The sequence below is a fragment of the Stenotrophomonas sp. SMYL89 genome (assembly GCF_036319985.1).
Taxonomy (GTDB): Bacteria; Pseudomonadota; Gammaproteobacteria; order Xanthomonadales; family Xanthomonadaceae; genus Stenotrophomonas; species Stenotrophomonas maltophilia_Q.
The window spans coordinates 526,013-546,646 of the sequence record NZ_JAWIRW010000001.1; the positions used below are offsets into that span (position 1 = coordinate 526,013).

Genomic DNA, 20,634 nt, shown 5'->3' on the forward strand with positions numbered 1-20,634 from the left:
GGGGTGCGCAATTTATCGTGAGGCATCACTTTAATCCAGCTTTTTCTGCAGTTTTGTTGCAGTGCAGTGCAAAAAAGAAAGCGACCCGACGAATTCATCCACGCATGGCGTGGACACGAAACGCCATCAACACCCACAAAAAAGGGAGCCCGCGCACGGGCTCCCCTCGCCTTCCTCATGCAACCCGCACCGGCTCGTAGCCATGCAGGTGCGCTTCGCTGCTGGCGCGTCCCTGGCTGAGCGAACGCAGCGAGGTGGTGTAACCCACCAGCTGCGCCAACGGCGCGAAGCCACTGACCTCAGCCCGACCTTCCTGGTCGTCGATGCGGGTGATGCGGCCGTGGCGGCGGTTGAGGTCGCCAACAACGTCACCCACCGACGCCGACGGCGAATGCACCGTCACCGCCATCACCGGCTCCAGCAGCTGCGTGCCACCCTCGGCCAGCGCCGCCTTGATCGCCTCGGCACCCGCGCGATGGAACGCCATTTCGGAGGAGTCCTTCGCATGGGTCTGGCCATCGACAAGACTGACCTCGATACCGACCACCGGATGGCCCTGCGGACCCTCCGACAGCGCGGCACGCACGCCCTTCTCCACCGCTGCAATGAAGCTGCGCGGCACCACGCCACCGACGATGCGGTCGTTGAACACCACCTGGTCGTCGTCGCGCGGCGCCACATCCAGCACCACGTGCGCGAACTGGCCCTGGCCGCCGGTCTGCTTGACCAGCCGCCCGACTACACCGGACATCGCGCGCATCGGTGTCTCCTGGTAGGCCACGCGCGGCGCACCCACGCCCACATCAACCTTCCACTCGCTGCGCAGGCGCTCGACCATCACCTCCAGGTGCAGCTCACCCATACCCCAGACCAGGGTCTCCGCCGTGTCGCGGTCGGTTTCGACGCGGAACGAGGGATCTTCCTGGGCCAGGCTGGCCAGGCCCTGCGCCATCCGGATCAGGTCGGCCGCACGCGCCGGCTCCAGCCGCCACGCCAGCACCGGCGCCTGAGCCTGGATGTTCTCCAGGCGCAGCGGCTGTGCACGGCCGCTCAGCGTTTCACCGCTGACTGCATCCTTCCAGCCCAGCACCGCCACGATGTCGCCGGCCACGGCCTGTTCGATGTCATGGGTCTGGTCGGCCTGCACCCGCACCAGCCGGCTGACACGCCTGCCCTGCGGATGCTGCGAGCTGGCCACCGCGTCGCCCACCTTCAAGGTGCCCGAGTACAGCCGCACGAAGCTGAGGGCGCCGTGCTGCTGATGAGTGATCTTGAACAGCAAGCCTGCCAGCGGACCATCCGGGTCCGGCGGCAGTACCACCTCGCCGCGCTCGCTTTCAGCGGTCACCGCAGGCCGGTCCAACGGCGATGGCAGGTAATCGACCACGGCGTCCAGCAGCGTCTCGATGCCCTTGTCCTTGAACGCGGCACCGGCCAGAACAGGCACGCCCGCACCCGCCAGCGTCGCCCGACGGATCGCTGCGCGCAGCTGTTCGGCATCGATAACGCGCCCTTCCAGCCAGGCATCGGCCAGCTGCTCGTCGTGATCAGCCACGGCTTCGACCAGCGCATCGCGCTGTGCCTGCCACTGGGCGCGCACCGCGTCGTCCCACGGGGTCATCGTGGTTGCGTCGCCCTCCTGCCACTGCAGCACGCGCTCATCGACCAGATCGACCCAGCCGTTGAACGCGCTTTCGCTGCCCAGCGGTACGCCCAGCGCCCACGGGCGTGCCTGCAGCTTGCCCTGCAACTGCTCCAGCACGCGCTCGAACGAGGCGCCGACGCGATCCATCTTGTTGACGAAGGCGATCAGCGGCACGCGATGGCGGCGCGCCTGGCGCCACACCGTCTCCGACTGCGGCTGCACGCCGTCTACGGCCGAGAACACGGCCACGGCGCCGTCGAGCACGCGCAGCGAACGCTCGACTTCAATGGCGAAGTCGATGTGGCCGGGCGTATCGATCAGGGTCAGCCGATGCGGCGGCAGGTCGCGCGGCGCCCACTGCGCCTGCACGGCGGCCGCGCCGATGGTGATGCCACGTTCTCGCTCGATCGCCGAGAAATCGGTGGTCGCGTTGCCGTCGTGTACTTCGCCGACACGATGGATCTCGCCGCTTTTCCACAGCAGGCGTTCGGTCAGCGTGGTCTTGCCTGCGTCGATGTGGGCAATGATGCCAAGGTTGCGACGGCGGGAAAGGACTTGGGTGTTCATGTAAGGATTCCTGCAAAGCCAACTTCGGGGGCCGCGCACCCCGGTTGGCGACAGGGTGCGCGGCTAGCGTTCGGTCTCGGCGATCTGGTGCATGGCACGTTCTCCTTGGGTACTGGGTAGAGTCGACTGTTGGTCGACTTCCGGGAAAGCAGAAACGAAAAAAGCGCCCCGGAGGGCGCTCTGTCGAAGGTCCATCGATGGCCGTTTCAACGGCCCCGTGGGGCTCCAGGCAGACACGCCCGTTCCGCGCTTGCGCGGGTCAGGGTGAAAAACTTCAGGAGCGGCATCCGGCTCATGGGGTGCATTCTAGACCTGCCAATCTGGCGCGCAAGTGGATATTGCAAACATAAATAGAACGATGAGGCCGACAACGATCGGGGTCAGATCCCTTTGCCTCTGGCAAAGGGATCTGACCCCTGGCAGCCCTCACTTGCAGCCGTGCAGCTTGCGCGCCTCGGCCACCGTTGCAGCCCGGTCATCCCCCATCGAGACCCAGCCCTGCAGCGACATCGCCGGATCCACATGCGGCTGGCGCGCGCCACCGCGCACCACTACTTCGGTCCAGCTGCCCACCGGCGCCAGTTCGGACAAGCGCGCCGCCTGGTCGTCCTCGGTGCTGAACATATCGTCCGGGCCCGCCGGAGGCGTGGTATTCACGGTTTCTGTCTTGCGGGTCCGGACCCGAAGTGCACCGTCCGGCAGCCGCTGGGTGATCACCTCGTATCGCTCAACACCGTAGGCCCAGCTATTTTCGCCAACGCTGCGGGTCTCGCTACCGTCATCGGCCACGGCCACCACTTCGCCTGCCGGCCCGACAATGCCCGCGACAGCCCCCAGACCGGACATCAGCGCCTGATAGACGATCATCTGCCGCTGCTCGGTGGTCAGCGCACCGCCCTCCAGTTTGGCAGCAGGAATCTTCAGGTACGCCGCCTCCTTGCACAGCACCAGCACCTGCTGGTCGTCCCAGCTCACCGACATTTCCTCGTTGGCGAAGTACTGCGTCCTGATCGAGGTGACGGCAGCGCCCTCGCCAGTGGCATGCCGGGTCTCGATCAGCGAGGCGTTCTCGGCCGCATTGGCCAGCGAAACCTGGGAGGTCGACGCTGCATTGGCAGCGCACACCGAAGCAACCATCGCAGCAAGCAGCACGCCGCGCGTAACGGTACGGATCATGGCATCAGTCCATTGAAGAAAACGAAGCAACCATGATACCGGAGCAACTTGGCGACCTTCGCTCAGGCAACTACCACCAGCGGCACCCCGCGCCGAGGATGCTCCAGCACCACTACATCCTGCTGGTAGACGCGCTGCAGGTTGTCTTCGGTCAGCACCTGCAAGGGCGTGCCATCGGCCGCCACCCTGCCCTGCTCCAGCAGCACGATGCGATCGGCATAGCCGGCCGCCAGATTCAGGTCATGCAGCACCACGATCACGCAGGCACCTGCCTCGGCACAGGCACGCACACTGCGCAGCGTACGCTCCTGATGGCGCAGGTCCAATGCGGCGGTCGGCTCATCCAGCAGCAGCAACGGGGTGTCCTGCGCCAGCACGCGCGCGAACGTGGTCCGCGCGGATTCGCCACCGGACAGCTGCTGCACTTCGCGCAGCCGCAATGCCTGCAGTTCAGCGGCATCGATCGCCGCTTCCACCTGGGCATCATCGGCCACCGCGTCCGGCGGGTGCGGTAGGCGCCCCATCGCCACCACCTCTTCGACACTGAAGGCAAACCGCACGCCGTGCTCCTGTGGCATCACCGCGCGCTCACGTGCCAGTGGCCCGGCCTTGTAGCTGGCCAGCGGCTTGCCCAGAAGGCTCACCTCGCCCGCATCGGCGCGCAGATCGCCGGCCGCAACCGCCAGCAACGTGGATTTGCCTGCGCCATTCGGGCCAACCAGCGCCGTCACCGTACCCGGCTCGAACGCCAGCGAAATGCCATGCAGGATCACGCGCTGCTGGCGACGCACCACCACGTCGTGCAGCTTCAGCAACACGCTCATGGCGTCGCCTTGCGGCGCTGCTGCAGCACCAGCCAGAGGAAGAACGGCGCGCCGAGCGCAGCCGAGAACAGGCCCAGCGGAATCTCCGCCGGCGGATCAAGCGTGCGGGCTGCAGTATCGGCCACCACGATCAGCAGCGCGCCGAGCAGGCCGGACAGTGGCAGCAGCCAGCGATGGCCGGGGCCGACCAGGAGGCGCGCCACGTGCGGCACCACCAGGCCAACGAAGCTGATCGAACCGGCAAAGGCCACCGCCGCGCCCACCAGCAGCGCACTGAACGCCACCAGGCGACGACGCGTGCGGGCCACATCCAGCCCGAGGTGCTGTGCCTGGCGCTCGCCCAGCGCCAGCATGTCCAGCGGCGTGGCCAGCCGCTGTAATGCGCACACGCCAATGGCGAACAACGGCACCACCGCCGCCACGTCGGCCCAGTTGGCACGCGCCAGCGAGCCCATCTGCCAGAACACCAGCGACTGCAGTTCGCTTTCGCTGGCGATGTAAGTGAGGAAACCAATCAGCGCCGAGCAGAACGCGGCCATCGCGATGCCGACCAGCAGCAGCGTGGCGTTACCCATGCCCTTGCCGGGCCGGGCCAACGCATACGTCAGGCCGATCGCCAGCGCACCGCCGGCGAACGCGGCCACCGGCACCAGCCAACCCGCAGCGCCCGCCGCGCCCAGCACGATGGCGGCCACCGCACCCAATGCAGCACCCTGGCTGACACCGACGATGCCCGGATCCGCCAGCGGGTTACCGAACAGGCCCTGCAGGCTGGCACCGGCCATCGCCAGCGACGCGCCCACCATCGCACCCAGCAGGGCACGCGGAATGCGCAGTTGCCAGACCACGGCCAGATCGCGGCTGCTGACTGCCTGCGGATCCAGCAGGCCCAGCTTCACCGCCAGCGCCTGCATCACCTCCAGCGGCGGCAAGCGCAGCGGCCCCACGGCAAACGACGCCAGCACTGCCCCCAGCAGTGCCAGCAACGCCACCATCAACATCGTCCGCCCGCGACGGCGGCGCCGATCCGCCGGACTCATGCCTTCGGCAACGCCGCCAGGGCCTTGGCCAGCGCCAGTGCGCCAGCACCGGAACCGACACTGGTGTACTTCAGCTGCACATCCGGCATCACCCAGACCCGGTTGGCCTGCCCGGCCGGCGTCTGCTTCAACGTCGGGTACGCCTTCCACAGGCCCTCGGCGCCGCCGAACAGCTGCAGGTCATGCTCGGTCACCAGGATCACCTCCGGTGCCGCAGCGACTACGCCCTCGTTGCTCAGCTGCGAGTAGTTCTTCACCCCGGCTTCGGTGCCGATGTTGACGCCACCGGCCAGTGCGATCAGCTGCGCCGACGCACTGTCGGCACCGGCGACGGTCGGAGAGCCACCGGCGCCGGTGGCCGAGACGTGGATCACTCGCGGCGCATGGCCCAGGCCCTTGCCAATCGCTGCAGCCTCGTCCAGCTGCCGCTGCACCTGCGTGGCCAGTGTTTGCCCCGCTTCGGCCAGCCCTAGTGCCGCGGCGACCTTGCGCACCTTGTCCGGCGCCGGCTGCAGGTCATCGATGACCACCGCCGGCTCGCCCACCTCGCGCAGCTTTTTCGCCAGCTCGGTGTGGCGGCGCAGGCTGTTGCCAAGGAACAGCGAGCCCTTCAGGCTCAGCACGCCTTCCACGCCCGTGGTGCGGTTGAACAGGAACTGGTGCGGCGCGGCGAGGCCAGCCTGGGTGGTGGTGTTGGTGGGCGCAGCGAACACCTGCCTGCCCAGCCCCAGCGCCTCGATCACCGCGATGACATCGTCGCCACCGGCAATGATCCGGCTGGTGTCGGTCACTTGGACGTCGGCGCCATCATCGGAATGCACCTTGGCCGGCAGCACGGCCTTCTGGTCGTGCACCGCCGGCATCTTGGCACCGGCCACGCGCTGCCAGCCTGCCGGCAACGCGGTTTCCGCAGCCGACGCTGTGGCCGACGGCTCGACAGGCTTCGCGGCATCCGAAGGAGCCGAGGGTCCGCCACAGGCAGCCAGCGCCAACGAAACAGCCAGCGGAAGCGCACACAGGCGCAGACGGGACGCGATGTTCATGGAGGTTCTCCTTGCTGGCGGGGCGACGTGCACGCCGCCCCGCCGGATGACTTACTGCTTGGGGGTGATGCGGGTGATGCGATCACCCTTCGGATCTTCGGCGCCGCGCGACTTGTTCACCGCGAACACATTGCCCTTGCCATCGGCACGGACATGGTTCGGCAGCGTGCCGCCGTCGAGGTTGGCGACCACCTTGCCGTCGCCGTTCACCACGGTGACGGTACCGGCGCCGCGGTTGCTGACATAGGCCAGGCCGGAGGCATCATCGAAGGCGACGTTCAGCGCACCGGCGCCGACCGGGACATCGTGCAGCACCTTGCCGGCGGCCACATCGACGATCAGCAGGTTGTCGGTGCCCTGCGAAGCCACGTACAGGCGGTTGCGCGCCGCATCGAAGGCCACGCCCGAGGCGCTGATCGAATTACCCAGGTCGATGACCTTGTCGACCTTCCCGCTGGCCACATCAATCACCGCTGCTTCCGGCGTACCGATGCTGACGGTGAACAGCTTGCCGCTTCTCTCGTCCAGCACCAGGCTCATCGGGGTGAACTTGCCGTCATCGACGCCGGATTCCAGCGTCACCTGCGGCAGCTCCTTGAAGGTCCTGGCGTCGAACACCGACAGGTGGTCCTCACCCGTGGCCGAGGCGAACACCTTGCCGCGGGCGCCGTCGACCACCACGTCGCGCGCGTGCGGCACGGTGTCGACCGGGAACTGGTGGACCAGCGACAGGTCATTCTGGCGATAGACCGCGATCGAGTTCTGGCGGGTATTGGTGACCCAGACATTGCCGTTGGTGTCATCCACGCCCACGCCATAGACCGCGTACACCGCACCGTTGGTGCTGCCTGCCACCTGCGCCGGGGTGATCGCCTTGGTCACCTTCAGGGTCTTCGGGTCCAGCTTCAGCAGCTGCGACTGGGTCACCGGCGGGCGGCCCACGGCCGAGGTGACGAACACGGCATTGCTGGCCGCGCTGTAGGCGGACTGGTACAGGCCCGGCACCAGCTTGTTGGACTGGGTGGCGAACTGCGCCTGGCCCGACAGCGGCAGCTGCGGCGACACACGCAGCTTCAGCAGCGTGGCCGCGGCCGGCTGGCTGGCGCGCACCACCACCGGGTGGGTACCAGGTACCGCATCGGCCGGAATGCTCAGCTGGGTCTTGAAGTTGCCATCGGCATCGACCACCACCGGCTGTGCGTTGAGCACGCTGTCGCCACGCAGCAGGCTGACCTTCTGGCCGGGCACGAAGCCACGACCGACCACTTCGGCGGTGCTTCCGGGAACCACGTTCTCACCGCGTGAGACGACCTCACCCTTGAAGGTGGCGTTGGCCGGCTGATCGAACACCGGTTGCGCGGTGGCAGTCACCGCCAGCAACAGGCCGGCGGCGAGAGAGGTGAGACGGAAAGACGGACGGAACGACATGGAAGGCTCCTTGCACACGTAGGCCGCGCCACATGGCGCGGGATTCATCGGTTGCCTGGGCCGCTGCACGCCGGCAGCCTCGCCTGGGTAGTGGGGACGCACGGCATTGCGTGCGAAGGGATTCATTCGGCGGCGTTGTCACCGCCCGGGGCGGCGCCGTCACCGGCACTGCGATCGGTCACGCCGTACAGCTCGTGCAGCGCCGCGTGGAACGAGGCCGGCAGCATCGGGCCGTGGCCCAGACCCTCGAACTCGCGGTACTGCACGCTCAGTCCCGGCACCCTGGCCAGCCGCTCGGACAACTGCATGGCTGCATCCGGCGTGGCACCGCCAATGCGGCGCAGGTGCGCGACCACGCGCGGGTTGTTCATGTCGCGCTTGCCGCGATCACCAACGCGCTCGGCACCGCCGAGCATCAGCCACAGCTTCGCCGGCTGGCCATGCACGTTCTGCACGAACTGCTGCTCTGGATCGCCCAGCGCAGCGCCGTGGCTCCACCACAGCGACGGGCTGGCGGCCAGATAGGACTGGAACGCGGCAGGACGGGTGTACAGCGCATTGAGCACGAACAGTCCCCCCAGCGAGTGGCCCCACAGCGCTTGCTGCTGCGCATCGATGCGTGCGCGGCGCTCGACTTCCGGCTTGATGCGGCGCTCGATCACATCGAGGAAGGCCGCTGCACCGCCGCCAACTGCCTGCGTGCTGCCGCTCTCGTCGTCGGCGCGGTCGATCCACGCGGTGTAGTCACGGGTGCGCGCCTTCGAATCGATGCGCAGATCGTTGTCGTAGCCGATGAGCACCAGCACCGGCGGCGCCTTGCGCGCGGCCAGCTCGGCCAGGATCGGCTGGTCCAGCACCATCGCCACGGCATTGCCATCCAGCGCGTACAGCACCGGCAGCGGCGCCTTGCCGGCCTTGGCAGGGATCGCCACATTCACCCGCCAGCGGCGTTGCTGGTCGGGGCTGTCCACCACGAACTGCTCGAAGCGATAGCTGGCCGCCGGCTCGTCGAGCACGGTGTGGCCGATCTTCTGCAGCGGATTGCGCTGCTGCGCATGGGCGTAGGGGGTGGCCAGGAGCAGACCCATCATCAAGGCGGCCAAGCCGCGGGCCAGCGGACCACGGCACGAAAGCGGGACGAAATGCTTCATCAGCGGCGGCAGGAGCGGCCCACGGCCGCCGGTTCACAAGGGACCGCAGTCTACCTTAAACGCGAATGATTATCACATCGATCAAACGTCACGCTATGTATCACGCGCGCGCACGGCCAGTTGCACAGGAGGCGGCACTTCCCCTATTTTGCCGGCCACCGGGGCATTGGATCGCCCCGCTTCCAGCGCAGCCATGGATGGCGGGCACTTCCCGCCATCCGGGTCGCGCTCATCTGCACACAACCGCCATGGGATTGGATCCCATGATTGTGAGACCCCCTTGAAGCACACCGCACTGATCGCCCTTACCTTCGGCCTGCTTGCACCGTTGGCCGCCCACGCCGCGCAGGATCTGCCGTCGCTCTACCAGGCCTTTGAAGAGGCCGGCAATTCGACGTTGAGCATGGACCAACTCAACCAGACGGTGACGTTCACCGCCGTGGCGCTGGGCGTTTCCAGCAACCTGGCGGGCGAACCGCTGATCGAGGCCGGCGATGACCAGGGCAATGTCCTGGCCCGGCTGACCACCGACGACGAGCAGCAGGCGGCCAAGCTGGGCGCCCTGGAAGAAGGCGCAACGTTCACCGCCAGCTGCACGCTGCAGTTCAGCTCCGGCACGGACTACCTGTCCTTCGGCGATTGCACCGTCAAGTAAAAACGAAGCCGGCAAGATGCCGGCTTCTCTTCCTTGCCTCTGTAGAGTCGAGCCATGCTCGACTCGCACAGCGTCACGGCCCCGAAGGCACCGGACCATAGACATTCTCCTGCGGCGTGCCCGGCAGCAGCGAGAAGATCATGATCACGATTCCACCGCCCGGCACCAGCGCCAGCAGGAACAGCCAGCCCGACTGATTGCAGTCATGCAGGCGCCGTACGGTCACTGCGATCAGAGGAACGATCGTCGCCAGCCACATCACACACAGCAGTACCACCATGCCGATCAGGATGCCGGCCAGCGCATCGGGACTGTTGCGCAGCAGGATCGCCAGCACGCCGGCCAGCAGCATCACCGCCGTCGCCACCAGGAACAGGAACAGCTGGTACATCCAATATTCGCGGCGGTTGGCGCGGCCCTCGAACTGGGCATAGCGCTTCAACGGCAGAATCATTTCCTGCACGGCATCAATCCTTGAAAAAGTGGCCGCGCAGTGTGCCAAATGCACGCGCACAGAACAATGTGGCGACGAACCATGCTCGACTGCCATTGCCCTCTGTAGAGCCGAGCCATGCTCGGCTGCTGTTCCAGAAGGCACCCGTAACCGGCGCAGGAGCGAAGTCGAGCATGGCTCGACTCTACAGAAGCTGGGTCAGCGGCCCTTCGCGGCCCTTGCCGCCTCGCGCTCGGCGCGCAGCCGGTCCAGCTTTTCCTTCAGCTTGATTTCCAGGCCACGCGGCACCGGGTTGTAGTACACGCGCTCGCCCATCGCGTCCGGGAAACCGGTCTGGTCCAGCGCGATGCCCCCTTCGGCATCATGGTCGTACTGGTACTCAGCGCCGTAGCCGAGCTCTTTCATCAGTTTGGTCGGCGCGTTGCGCAGGTGCAGCGGCACCTCTTCGGTACCACTCTCGCGCACGTCGGCCTTGGCCTGGTTGAAGGCCGCGTAGCCAGCGTTCGACTTGGCGGTGCTGGCCAGATAGAGCACCAGCTGCGCGAACGCCAGCTCGCCCTCCGGGCTGCCCAGCCGCTCGTAGATGTCCCAGGCCTCCAGCGCCATGCTCTGCGCACGCGGATCAGCCAGGCCGATATCCTCGATGGCCATGCGGGTCAGCCGGCGCGCCAGATACGACGGATCGCAACCGCCATCGAGCATGCGGGTCAGCCAGTACAGCGCTGCATCGGGGTTGGAGCTGCGTACCGATTTGTGCAGCGCCGAGATCTGGTCGTAGAACTGCTCACCGCCCTTGTCGAAGCGACGGGTACGATCGGCCAACACCTGGGTCAGGGTCTGCGGCGTGATGCGCCCGCCCTCCCCGCCTGCCAGCTCGGCGGCGATTTCCAGCAACGTCAGCGCACGGCGCACATCACCGTCGGCAGCGGTGGCGATTTCCAGCAGCAGCTCGGGCGCGACCTCGATGCCCTCTTCGCCCAGTCCCCGCTCGCGGTCACCCAGTGCACGCTCCAGCGCCTCGACGATATCGGTTGGCGAGACCGCCTCCAGCACATGCACGCGGCAACGCGACAGCAGCGCCGAGTTCAGTTCGAATGATGGATTTTCAGTGGTGGCACCAACGAACAGGATGGTGCCGCGTTCAATGTGCGGCAGGAACGCATCCTGCTGCGCCTTGTTGAAGCGGTGCACCTCGTCTACGAACAGCACGGTGCGGCGGCCTTCGGCGAAGCGCTGCGCGGCCTCGGCCAGCACCTGGCGCACTTCCGGCAGACCGGACAGCACGGCGGAGATGGCACGGAATTCAGCGTCGGAGTACTCGGCCAGCAGCAGCGCCAGCGTGGTCTTGCCGCAGCCGGGCGGCCCCCACAGGATCATCGAATGCACGCGGCCGGATTCGACCGCGCGACGCAGCGCGCTGTCCGGCGCCAGCAGGCGCTTCTGCCCGACCATCTCGTCGAGGGTTCGCGGGCGCATGCGCTCGGCCAGCGGGCGCAGGTGATCCCGATCGACGCTCAGCAGATCGGGGCCGGGGAAGGAAGTTGAACGATGTCTTGCCACCTGCCCATTGTACCGTGAGAGCGTGCCAACCAAGGTTGGCACCCACCAGGGCGGTGCTGGTCGACACCCACCAAGGCGGTGCCGGTTGGCACCCCCAGAGCAGGTAGCGCCGGGCCAGGCCCGGCGTCACCCATCAATTGCCGATGACGTCGGTGCCCTTCGGCGGGGTGAAACTGAAGGTGCCGGCGGCGAAGCCCGGGTTGCGCTTCCAGCCACTGAAGCTGATCACGGTACGCTGGCCCACGGCGTCGGTGATCTCCATCTTCGCCAGGCCCTGGGCGTTGAAGCCCAGCGCGGCGTACTGGAAGCTGGCCTCGGTTTCGCGCTTCGGCGACAGCGACAGCCACTGCAGGCCATCACGCTGTGCGGCCTCTTCGCTGACGTCGTACTGCTGTTCCAGCAGCGCCGGGTTGATCAGCGCGGTCAGCGGGCTGTTCTGCTCTTCCTTGCCCTGCTCGCGCACGGTGGCCTGCTCCAGGTCCGGCTCGTACATCCAGACCTTCTTGCCGTCGGCCACGATCAGCTGCTCGTGCGGGCGCACGTACTCCCAACGGAACAGGCGCGGCGCCGACAGCGCCACACGGCCACTGGTCGATTCCTTCACCTTGCCGCGGCTGTCGAACACCTGCTGGTTGAACTGCCCATCCAGGCCCTTCAGGCCACTGGTGAAGGTCTTCAGGTCATCGCGGGCGCCGGCCCAGGCGCTGCCGGCGGCGGCGCAGGCCACGGCCAGGGTGGTGGTGGCAAGGAAACGGCGGAAGCGGAAGTTCATGCGGAAATCCTGTGGGCGCGGGCGCCAGGAAAGGTGGTTGCCAGTGTGCCCGGGTAAAGATGAATGGGCGATCAGGGCGACATTATGCCGCCCCTAACGTCCATCGGCGATTCAGCCGCCCGAGCCGGGCAGCCTGCCGTACAGCACCTGGCCACGGAAGCCGCGCCGCACTTCGCGATACAGCGCGCGGAACGCCGGATAGTCCTGCGGCTGGCACAACGCCTCCGGCCCGCGCACCGCGTTCTGCTGCAGGCGATGATGCACGGTGACCTCCTGGCCTTCGCGGCTCCAGTCCACCCGATACTCGCCGGCCGCGTTGGCGAAGCGCTGGCTGGCCGGAATGGCGATGATCGGTGCATTGGCCGGGAACTGCAGGCGGTAGGTTTCCTCGCGCAGGCTGGCATTGCAGTAGAACGGCGTCTCGTTGGCGGGCGCCGAGGCGGTGGCGTACAGGCCGCGCACCGACTCCCCACCTGGCGGATCCGGCACCGCCATGCCACCGGCCACGCTGAAGTCGGCGTAGTCCTCGGCCTGGAACGCCATGCGATAGCCGAACGGCCGGGTCAGGTCGACCGGCACGCCCTGGATCTGCAGCTGTCCTCGCCCGTCGAAACCGGACGCGGCCATGATCTGCTCTTCAGCGCGCGCACGGTTCTGTGCGTTGAGCTGGGAGAACTGGGCGCGCATGCCGATCTCGGCGTTCTCGCCAAGCTTCGGAATGGTCTCGCCGCGCAGGTTGCCGTTGGCGTCGAAGGTGAAACGCACGTCCATCGAGGTGGCATTGCGTTCCGGCGTATTGGCCGGGGTGCGCGCCAGCGTGGCATCGCGCGTGCGCATCACCGGCGCACCGAGGTCACCTTCCGGCAGCTGGCCGAAACGCGCCCACGCGGTGGTCGAATCCAGGTACAGATCGAACTCGGGAATGTAGGTGATGGCGTGGTTGAAGCGGCCCAGCACCGGGATCTTCGGCAGCGTCGGTCCACCACCGGCACCGATCAGCACCGGCGAACTGGCGATGCCCTTGGCCGCCAGCAGCGCCTCCAGGATCGTGACGTGATCCTTGCAGTCACCGTAGTGGTTGTCGAGGATGCTCTGCGCACTGTTCGGCTCCAGGCCGCCATTGCCCAGGTACACCGCCACATAGCGGATGTTCTGCGCAACCCAGCGGTACAGCGCGTCCGCCTGCTCGCGGCGGTCGCTGATACCAGCGGTGATCTCATCAGCCAGCGCCTGCAGCGCCGGGGTCACCTCGGCCGCCGGGCCCGCCTTGAGCTGGTAGGCGCGACCCATCTGCGACCAGTCACGATAGGTACTGGCCATGATGTTCGGGCCGAACTCCCAGCCCGCCGCCGACCAGTTCTGTGCCGGCATGGCTTCGCGACGCTGGTAGCGCCAGCGCCACTGCGCCTGGCCGTTCTTCACCGTCGGGCGATCACTGCCCTGCACGCCACGGCTGTCGACGAACATGGGCAGGTTGGCCGGCGCACTCAGGGTGACCTCGGCGTCCTCGTACTCGGTAAACACATTGAACGTCTCCCACAGGCCGAAGTAGCCCGGGAAGTACGGCGTGGCCTGCGTGCGGCGCACCTGGTAGTACAGGCGCGTGCCCGGGGCCAGGTTGGGGAACACGATCACCCGCACCTTGCGATCGGCGTACATCGCCGCCGAAGCGCTGGAGTAGCTCTCCTGGGTGTAGATGCGATCGGCCGGCACGTCGCGGCGCTGGCCGTCGGCGGTGATGGTGTAGGCGCCGAGCACTTCCAGCGTTTCCATCTTCTCGCTGTAGCTCAGCCGCACCTGGCTGAACTGCTCGACGGAGGCCTTGGTCTTGAGCAGCACTTCGTAGATTTCGGTCTGCACATTGCCCGCATCGGGCCGCACCTGGTAGTCGGCGCGGTAACGGACAATGCTGAAATTGTTGCTGGCTTCGGTATCGCCGCGGGTGGAAGGCGGCGCCGTGGCGGGCGCGGAGGTGGCGGTGTCTGCCAGTGCCGGGCCGGCAGCCATCAAGGCTGCCAGCGCCAGCGCCAGCGCGCTTGGTACGGGGTGAAGCATGCGTCGGTTCCTTGGACGTCGTGGGGGATACGTCGGTTCTTACTTCGGCGGCGGCGGTGCCAGCACCGTGCGGTCGCCGTTGTGCTCGGGCGGGCTGACCACCCCGGCCGCTTCCATGGCCTCGATCAGTCGCGCTGCACGGTTGTAGCCGATCTTCAGCCGGCGCTGCACGCCGGAAATCGAGGCACGGCGGGTCTCGGTCACCACCCGCAGTGCTTCGTCATACAACGGGTCGGACTCGTCGCCGGACGAACTGTTCTCCGGCAGCCCGGTGGCGCCGACGACCACGCCGTCGCCCATTGTCTGCACTTCGTCCAGCACGCCGTCGACATAGTCGGCCGGACCCATCGCCTTGAGGTGCTCGACCACGCGATGCACTTCATCGTCGGACACGAACGCACCATGCACGCGCTCGGGCAGCGCGGTGCCCGGCGGCAGGTACAGCATGTCGCCGTGGCCGAGCAGGGTTTCCGCGCCGGACTGGTCGAGGATGGTGCGCGAGTCGATCTTGGAGCTGACCTGGAAGGCGATGCGGGTCGGGATGTTGGCCTTGATCAGGCCGGTGATCACGTCCACCGACGGGCGCTGCGTGGCCAGGATCAGGTGGATGCCGGCCGCACGCGCCTTCTGTGCCAGTCGCGCGATCAGCTCTTCCACCTTCTTGCCGACGATCATCATCATGTCGGCGAATTCGTCGATGAAGATGACGATGAACGGCAGCGTTTCCAGCGGGCGCGGCGCCTCGCCCAGCTCGGGGTTCGGCTTGAACAGCGGGTCCATCAACGGCTGGCCGGCATCCTGGGCTTCCTTCACCTTCTTGTTGAAGCCGGCCAGGTTGCGCACGCCTACAGCGCTCATCAGCTTGTAGCGGCGCTCCATCTCGGCCACGCACCAGCGCAGGCCGTTGGCAGCCTCCTTCATGTCGGTGACCACCGGCGCCAGCAGGTGCGGAATGCCCTGGTAGACGCTCAGTTCGAGCATCTTCGGGTCGATCATCAGCATCCGCAGGTCTTTCGGCGAGGCCTTGAACAGCAGGCTCAGCACCATCGCGTTGACCGCCACCGACTTGCCCGAACCGGTGGTGCCGGCCACCAGCAGGTGCGGCATGCGCGCCAGGTCGGCCACGGTAGAGCGGCCAGCGATGTCCTTGCCCAGCGCCAGGGTCAGCACGCTGGCCGACTTGTCATACTCCTTCGACCGCAGCAGTTCGGAGAGGTAGATCATCTCGCGGGTGACGTTGGGGATTTCCAGGCCGATCACCGACTTGCCCGGAATCACGTCGACCACGCGCACCGACTTCACCGACAGGCCACGCGCGATGTCCTTGTCCAGCGAACTGATCTGGCTGACCTTGATGCCCGGCGCGGGCTCGATCTCGAAGCGGGTGATGACCGGACCGGGGTTGGCGCCGACCACCTGGGCGTCGATGCGGAAGTCCTTCAGCTTGAACTCGATCTGTCGCGACAGCGCGTCCAGGGTTTCCTTGTCGTAGCCCACCGGCTGCGGCTTGGGGTCGTCCAGCAGGGCCAGCGGCGGCAGGTCCGAACCATCGCCGTTGACGCCACGGAACATCGGAATCTGCGTATCGCGCTTGGCCCGGTCACTCTTCTCGATCACCGGCTCCGGGCGCGGCTCGATCTTCACCGGCTCACGCTTGGCGCGCACCTCGGCGTCGGCCTTGCGCACTTCCTGGCGCTCCTCGCGCATCACCCGCGTCTGCTGCCACTCGGTGACTTCTTCCTTCTTGCGCGCCAGCAGCGGCGCCAGCGACATCACCCCGCGGCCGATCTTCTCCATCACCGTGAACCAGGACAGCCCGGTGGCCAGCGTGATCGAAGCCAGCAGCAGCACCAGCACGAACAGGTTCGCGCCCAGCGCGCCGAAGCCCACGGTGAGCGAGTTGCCCACCAGCTTGCCGAGGATGCCGCCGGCACTGGAGACATCGCCACTGAACAGGCGCACATGCAGGAAGCCGGTGCCGGCAATCAGGAAACCGACCAGGCCGACCAGGCGCAGCGCCGGGTCCAGGTCGTTCTCGCCCTTGCTCTCGCGCTTGAGGCCGAACATGGCGATCCACGCCAGTGCGCCGAGCACCACCGGCAGCAGGAAGGCGATGTAGCCGAACAGCTGCAGCAGCACGTCGGCGATCCAGGCCCCGGCGCGGCCGCCGAGGTTGTGAACCGGTGCGACCACGCTGCCGGTGTGCGACCAGCCCGGGTCGGTTGCTGAATAGGTGAACAGACTGGCCGCCAGATACAGCAGCGCTGGCGCGATGGCGATCAGGCCAAGGTCGCGCCAGAGGCGTTGGCGGCGTGGATTGTCGGTCGTCGCCGCCGCGGCCGTGCGACGTGACGCCTTGCTGTCGTCGGACTTGGAGCGTTCGGGGACCTGCTTCGCCACCTTAGACCATACCTTTGGAATGCGCTGTTAGTGATTGATAATAAATGAGACGGCGTCAGTTTTCAGTTATGCGACATCTGACAGGGCAATCGGAGGGCCGGAACCACCGCGGGATGACGGCGTTCTGTTCATCGGCTTGAATCGCCCTGCCCCAGCCGCCACTCTATGACCAGCCACGGATGCTGCGCAAACATCGCCAGCGCCTTGTCCCATCTACCTTTTCGCGAGTCTACATGAGCACCAGCCTGCCCTCCCGCCACCAGCGCCTCGTCATCCTCGGTTCCGGCCCGGCCGGTTGGACCGCCGCCGTCTACGCCGCCCGCGCCAACCTGAAGCCGGTTGTCATCACCGGCCTGCAGCAGGGCGGCCAGCTGATGACCACCACCGAGGTGGACAACTGGCCAGGTGACGCCCACGGCCTGATGGGCCCGGACCTGATGGCGCGCATGCAGGCCCATGCCGAGCGCTTCGAGACCGAGGTCATCTTCGACCACATCCACACCGCCGACGTGTCCCAGCGCCCGTTCAAGCTGATCGGTGACAGCCACGAATACACCTGCGACGCGCTGATCATCGCCACCGGCGCCACCGCCAAGTACCTGGGCATCCCGACCGAGGACGAGTTCAAGGGCCGCGGCGTGTCCGCCTGCGCCACCTGCGACGGCTTCTTCTACCGCGACCAGGACGTGGTCGTGGTCGGCGGCGGCAACACCGCCGTGGAAGAGGCCCTGTACCTGTCCAACATCGCCCGCAAGGTCTACCTGGTCCACCGCCGCGACACCCTGAAGGCGGAAAAGATCATGCAGGACAAGCTGTTCAAGAAGGTGGCCGAAGGCAAGATCGAGACCGTCTGGCACCACCAGGTGGAGGAAGTGCTGGGCAACGACGCCGGCGTGACCGGTGTGCGCGTGAAGTCCACCCTGGACGGCAGCACCCGCGACATCGATGCCCACGGCTTTTTCGTGGCCATCGGCCATCACCCGAACACCACCCTGTTCGACGGCCAGCTGGCGATGAACAACGGCTACCTGGAGATCCGCTCGGGCCTGGGTGGCAATGCCACGCAGACGTCGGTGGAAGGCGTGTTCGCCGCCGGCGACGTGGCCGACCAGCACTACCGCCAGGCGATCACCTCGGCCGGCTTCGGCTGCATGGCCGCACTGGATGCCGAGCGCTACCTGGACGCCCAGGGCAAGGCCAGCTGAGAGGCTGACCCGCTCCTGTAGGGTCGAGCCAGGCCCGACTCCGGATGATAGGCCGACGCCAGTGCGTCGGCCTTTCTGTTTCATCTGCCCTATCCTTCCCCCATGTCTTCCCCCCGCTTCCTCGACTCCCTGCAGTCCATTGCCGCGACCGACTGGGATGCCCTGCACGACGGCCGCAACCCCTTCGTCAGCCACGCCTTCCTTTCCGGACTTGAACAGCACGGTTGCCTGCGCGAGGACTGGGGCTGGCAGCCCCGGCACTTCACGCTGTGGGAGGGCGGCACGCTGGTCGGCGCCATTCCCGGCTACCTGAAAACCAATTCGCACGGCGAATTCGTGTTCGACCATGCCTGGGCCAACGCGTATGCCCGTCATGGCCGCGACTACTATCCGAAGTGGCTGGGCGCGGTGCCGTACTCGCCGGTCACCGGCCCGCGGTTGCTGGCCCGTCACCATTCAGGGCGCGCCACGGTGCTGTCGGCATTGCGCGAGGCGCTGCCAACGCTGGACGTGTCCTCGGCCCATATCAACTTCCACACCGCAGTGGACGAGGCGCTTTTCGGCGATGACTGGCTGCTGCGCGAAGACGTGCAGTTCCAGTGGCAGAACCCCGGTGACTGGACGACATTCGACCAGTTCCTCGGTGCGATGAACCACAAGCACCGCAAGAACATCCGCCAGGAACGCGCCAAGGTCACCCGCCAGGGCATCACCTTCCGCGTGGTGCATGGCGACGAGGCCAGCCGCGCCGACCTGCAGGCGATGTACCGCTTCTATCTGCAGACGTTCCTCGAGTACGGCAACGCCCCGGCGCTGACCGAGGCCTTCCTGCGCCATCTGGCCATTTCATTGGGCCGCGGGCTGGTGCTGTTCCTGGCCGAACAGGACGGCGAGCCGATTGCCGGCGCGCTGTGCCTGCGCGGTGGCGACACCCTGTACGGCCGCTATTGGGGCGGCGCCACCCTGCCCGGCCTGCACTTCGAAGCCTGCTACTACCAGGGCATCGAATACTGCCTGCGCGAAGGGTTGATCCGTTTCGAGCCGGGCGCGCAGGGCGAGCACAAGCTGGCGCGGGGCTTCCTGCCGACGCTGGTACGCAGCCGGCACTGGGTGGCTGATGCGGACTTTGCAGAAGCACTGCAGGACTGGTGCCGGCAGGAGCGTCGCGATGTGCGTCGCTACCAGCAGGAGTTGCAGGGGCATGGGCCGTTCCGCGTAGAGCCGTAGAGTCGAGCTTGCTCGACTTGGGCACAGCCAAAAGCGTGCCAACCAAGGGTGGCACCCACCAGAGCAATAGCGAGAGCCGCACGCATTCGTAGAGTCGCGAGCGATGGCGAGGACGCTGTACTCAGGTGCACTGCCAGAAGTGCCCGCTCACCCGGCACTTCGCACACCAGAACGTGTAGAGCATGCCGCCACTGCCCCATAGCAGCGCGCCTCCACCGGTGGTCGGCAGCGTCGAGTCCAGCTGCATCACGAAGTGCATTTCCTCGCCGCAATCGATGCACGCCGGATACCAGGCACTCTGCACCCAGCTCGGTGCGCCGCCCACGCGCGACAGGTTCTGCCGATGATTGGACTGTCCCCAGTCCTGCTGCCGCCAGCGCGAGGTATCCATGGCGGCCAGGCCGACCTCGGCCTGCATCAGGTCACCGCTGTCGGTCGGCGTCGCCGGCACCTCCAGACGCTGGCTGGGGTGGCAGCTGGGCAGGCCGCTGGCATCGTGGCGATAGAAACGCACGGGCGGATCTTCCCAGCCGCAGCAGTCCAGGCACAGGCCCAGCGTGATCTCACCCGCCGCGCCTGGCTGCAGCGCGGCAGCGTCGGTTCGCAACAGGCGCTGCAGCGGCGCATCGCAGCTGCCACACAGCGCCTCCAGCGGTCCTCCCATGTGCCCAGCATGATGCACCCGTCCCCCATTCCAGGTCGGGTGCAGGCGCCAGATGCGCTTGCGCCAGCTCGGTTCGTCCGCCTGCTGCGCGCGATGCTGCTCGCGGCCGAAGCGGATGTGCAGCGGCCGCTCCCCATGCAGGCGCCGCGGCTGCGGTCCGTCGGCGACGCCGGCCCAGTGCGCCCAGACCTCGGCATCCAGCCGCCCCCAGTCGACCACGTAGCCGCGGGCAACGGCGTAGGTCTCTGGCTGGGCAGCCAACAGCAACGCCCTGGCCCTCGCCATTTCGCGATCATCGTCGGCTTCGGCCAGGACCTGCGCCCAGTGTGCGGCAATGGCAGGGGGCAAGCCCTGCCACACCTGTGAGGCCAGCTGCAGCTCATCTTCAATGGCCACCGCCAGCAACGCCTCCCAGTCATCCTGCAGCACCTGCGGCGCCTGGTAGCTGGCGAACTCCAGCACGCTGGCCAGCAGTTCACCGCGCTCGCCGTCACGATAGCGGCGCCAGGCGTCTGCACAGACCGGCTCGACAGCTTCATCGGGCAGCAGGTCCAACGCCATGTCGAGAAAGGCTGAAGCCGGTGAGCGACGCGCCAGCGCAACCCGGATCAGTTCGCCGAGCTGATCCGGCGCCTCGCCGGCCAGCGACAGCAGCATGTTCTGGCTGTCGTTGCGGGTGCGCGGGGTGTCGTGCACATCGAGGATGGCACTGATCGACTCACTCATGCGGGGCTCCTTGCCGATGGAGACTGATGGTGCCAGACATCG

At 67.0% G+C, this 20,634-nt stretch carries 16 protein-coding genes; 3 read left to right on the top strand and 13 right to left on the bottom strand.

The genetic code is table 11. The features are described 5' to 3' along the window. Positions 1-175: 175 nt before the first annotated feature. From fusA to V3B41_RS02455, 7 genes are all read right to left on the bottom strand, one after another. Positions 176-2,212 (bottom strand): elongation factor G, encoded by a 2,037-nt coding sequence (gene fusA / locus V3B41_RS02425; RefSeq protein WP_049429298.1) that lies wholly within the window; start codon positions 2,210-2,212, stop codon positions 176-178. A 426-nt stretch (positions 2,213-2,638) separates the two neighbouring features. Then, entirely contained in the window at positions 2,639-3,388 is a 750-nt protein-coding gene (locus V3B41_RS02430; RefSeq protein WP_197650003.1) for a hypothetical protein, read from the bottom strand. 62 nt (positions 3,389-3,450) lie between these two features. Beyond that, on the bottom strand, positions 3,451-4,212 hold the full coding sequence (locus V3B41_RS02435; protein ID WP_100443516.1) for a heme ABC transporter ATP-binding protein: 762 nt from the start codon (positions 4,210-4,212) through the stop codon (positions 3,451-3,453). Next, on the bottom strand, positions 4,209-5,252 hold the full coding sequence (locus V3B41_RS02440; RefSeq protein WP_197619147.1) for an iron ABC transporter permease: 1,044 nt from the start codon (positions 5,250-5,252) through the stop codon (positions 4,209-4,211). Before V3B41_RS02440 ends, V3B41_RS02435 begins: the two co-directional genes overlap by 4 nt. After that, positions 5,249-6,295 (bottom strand): ABC transporter substrate-binding protein, encoded by a 1,047-nt coding sequence (locus V3B41_RS02445; protein ID WP_049432196.1) that lies wholly within the window; start codon positions 6,293-6,295, stop codon positions 5,249-5,251. The genes V3B41_RS02440 and V3B41_RS02445 overlap by 4 nt, the downstream gene beginning before the upstream one ends. Before the next feature lie 51 nt (positions 6,296-6,346). Continuing rightward, positions 6,347-7,723 carry an ATP-binding protein gene (locus V3B41_RS02450; RefSeq protein ID WP_329859941.1) on the bottom strand — a complete coding sequence of 459 codons (1,377 nt, stop codon included), beginning with the start codon at positions 7,721-7,723 and terminating at the stop codon, positions 6,347-6,349. Positions 7,724-7,845: 122 nt separating this feature from the next. Beyond that, positions 7,846-8,874 (bottom strand): alpha/beta hydrolase-fold protein, encoded by a 1,029-nt coding sequence (locus V3B41_RS02455; protein ID WP_295547684.1) that lies wholly within the window; start codon positions 8,872-8,874, stop codon positions 7,846-7,848. A gap of 280 nt (positions 8,875-9,154) precedes the next feature. On the opposite strand from V3B41_RS02455, the gene V3B41_RS02460 reads away from it, so the two are divergent. Beyond that, positions 9,155-9,529 carry a hypothetical protein gene (locus tag V3B41_RS02460; protein ID WP_049432205.1) on the top strand — a complete coding sequence of 125 codons (375 nt, stop codon included), beginning with the start codon at positions 9,155-9,157 and terminating at the stop codon, positions 9,527-9,529. A gap of 73 nt (positions 9,530-9,602) precedes the next feature. Here V3B41_RS02460 and V3B41_RS02465 read toward each other — a convergent pair whose 3' ends face one another. From V3B41_RS02465 to V3B41_RS02485, 5 genes are all read right to left on the bottom strand, one after another. Continuing rightward, positions 9,603-9,992, bottom strand: coding sequence for a DUF805 domain-containing protein (locus V3B41_RS02465; protein WP_029550756.1), 390 nt, complete (start codon positions 9,990-9,992; stop codon positions 9,603-9,605). Between the two features lie 189 nt (positions 9,993-10,181). Further along, positions 10,182-11,459, bottom strand: coding sequence for a replication-associated recombination protein A (locus V3B41_RS02470; protein WP_227199431.1), 1,278 nt, complete (start codon positions 11,457-11,459; stop codon positions 10,182-10,184). A 217-nt stretch (positions 11,460-11,676) separates the two neighbouring features. Further along, on the bottom strand, positions 11,677-12,315 hold the full coding sequence (gene lolA / locus V3B41_RS02475; RefSeq protein ID WP_049432212.1) for an outer membrane lipoprotein chaperone LolA: 639 nt from the start codon (positions 12,313-12,315) through the stop codon (positions 11,677-11,679). Between the two features lie 111 nt (positions 12,316-12,426). Next, positions 12,427-14,370 carry a DUF3857 domain-containing protein gene (locus V3B41_RS02480; RefSeq protein ID WP_329859946.1) on the bottom strand — a complete coding sequence of 648 codons (1,944 nt, stop codon included), beginning with the start codon at positions 14,368-14,370 and terminating at the stop codon, positions 12,427-12,429. 39 nt (positions 14,371-14,409) lie between these two features. Further along, positions 14,410-16,770: a DNA translocase FtsK gene (locus tag V3B41_RS02485; RefSeq protein ID WP_329859948.1), complete on the bottom strand. Its 2,361-nt coding sequence runs from the start codon at positions 16,768-16,770 to the stop codon at positions 14,410-14,412. 233 nt (positions 16,771-17,003) lie between these two features. On the opposite strand from V3B41_RS02485, the gene trxB reads away from it, so the two are divergent. Together trxB and V3B41_RS02495 are read left to right on the top strand one after the other, a co-directional pair. Beyond that, the gene (trxB, locus tag V3B41_RS02490) at positions 17,004-17,975 is read left to right on the top strand and encodes a thioredoxin-disulfide reductase (protein WP_014037154.1); all 972 of its coding nucleotides are present in this window, start codon (positions 17,004-17,006) and stop codon (positions 17,973-17,975) included. Between the two features lie 102 nt (positions 17,976-18,077). Further along, positions 18,078-19,202 carry a GNAT family N-acetyltransferase gene (locus V3B41_RS02495; RefSeq protein WP_049432217.1) on the top strand — a complete coding sequence of 375 codons (1,125 nt, stop codon included), beginning with the start codon at positions 18,078-18,080 and terminating at the stop codon, positions 19,200-19,202. 121 nt (positions 19,203-19,323) lie between these two features. Here the strand turns inward: V3B41_RS02495 and V3B41_RS02500 are convergent, their stop codons facing one another. Continuing rightward, positions 19,324-20,592: a hypothetical protein gene (locus V3B41_RS02500; protein ID WP_197619134.1), complete on the bottom strand. Its 1,269-nt coding sequence runs from the start codon at positions 20,590-20,592 to the stop codon at positions 19,324-19,326. Between the last annotated feature and the right edge of the window lie 42 nt (positions 20,593-20,634).

What these genes read in the sequence shown, in the direction of transcription:
- V3B41_RS02445 (WP_049432196.1), bottom strand. Translation starts at nt 6,295, where the DNA reads ATGAACATCGCGTCCCGTCTGCGCCTGTGTGCGCTTCCGCTGGCTGTT.
- trxB (WP_014037154.1), top strand. Translation starts at nt 17,004, where the DNA reads ATGAGCACCAGCCTGCCCTCCCGCCACCAGCGCCTCGTCATCCTCGGT.
- lolA (WP_049432212.1), bottom strand. Translation starts at nt 12,315, where the DNA reads ATGAACTTCCGCTTCCGCCGTTTCCTTGCCACCACCACCCTGGCCGTG.
- V3B41_RS02430 (WP_197650003.1), bottom strand. Translation starts at nt 3,388, where the DNA reads ATGATCCGTACCGTTACGCGCGGCGTGCTGCTTGCTGCGATGGTTGCT.
- V3B41_RS02450 (WP_329859941.1), bottom strand. Translation starts at nt 7,723, where the DNA reads ATGTCGTTCCGTCCGTCTTTCCGTCTCACCTCTCTCGCCGCCGGCCTG.
- V3B41_RS02500 (WP_197619134.1), bottom strand. Translation starts at nt 20,592, where the DNA reads ATGAGTGAGTCGATCAGTGCCATCCTCGATGTGCACGACACCCCGCGC.
- V3B41_RS02470 (WP_227199431.1), bottom strand. Translation starts at nt 11,459, where the DNA reads ATGCGCCCGCGAACCCTCGACGAGATGGTCGGGCAGAAGCGCCTGCTG.
- V3B41_RS02435 (WP_100443516.1), bottom strand. Translation starts at nt 4,212, where the DNA reads ATGAGCGTGTTGCTGAAGCTGCACGACGTGGTGGTGCGTCGCCAGCAG.
- V3B41_RS02480 (WP_329859946.1), bottom strand. Translation starts at nt 14,370, where the DNA reads ATGCTTCACCCCGTACCAAGCGCGCTGGCGCTGGCGCTGGCAGCCTTG.
- V3B41_RS02455 (WP_295547684.1), bottom strand. Translation starts at nt 8,874, where the DNA reads ATGAAGCATTTCGTCCCGCTTTCGTGCCGTGGTCCGCTGGCCCGCGGC.
- V3B41_RS02495 (WP_049432217.1), top strand. Translation starts at nt 18,078, where the DNA reads ATGTCTTCCCCCCGCTTCCTCGACTCCCTGCAGTCCATTGCCGCGACC.
- fusA (WP_049429298.1), bottom strand. Translation starts at nt 2,212, where the DNA reads ATGAACACCCAAGTCCTTTCCCGCCGTCGCAACCTTGGCATCATTGCC.
- V3B41_RS02440 (WP_197619147.1), bottom strand. Translation starts at nt 5,252, where the DNA reads ATGAGTCCGGCGGATCGGCGCCGCCGTCGCGGGCGGACGATGTTGATG.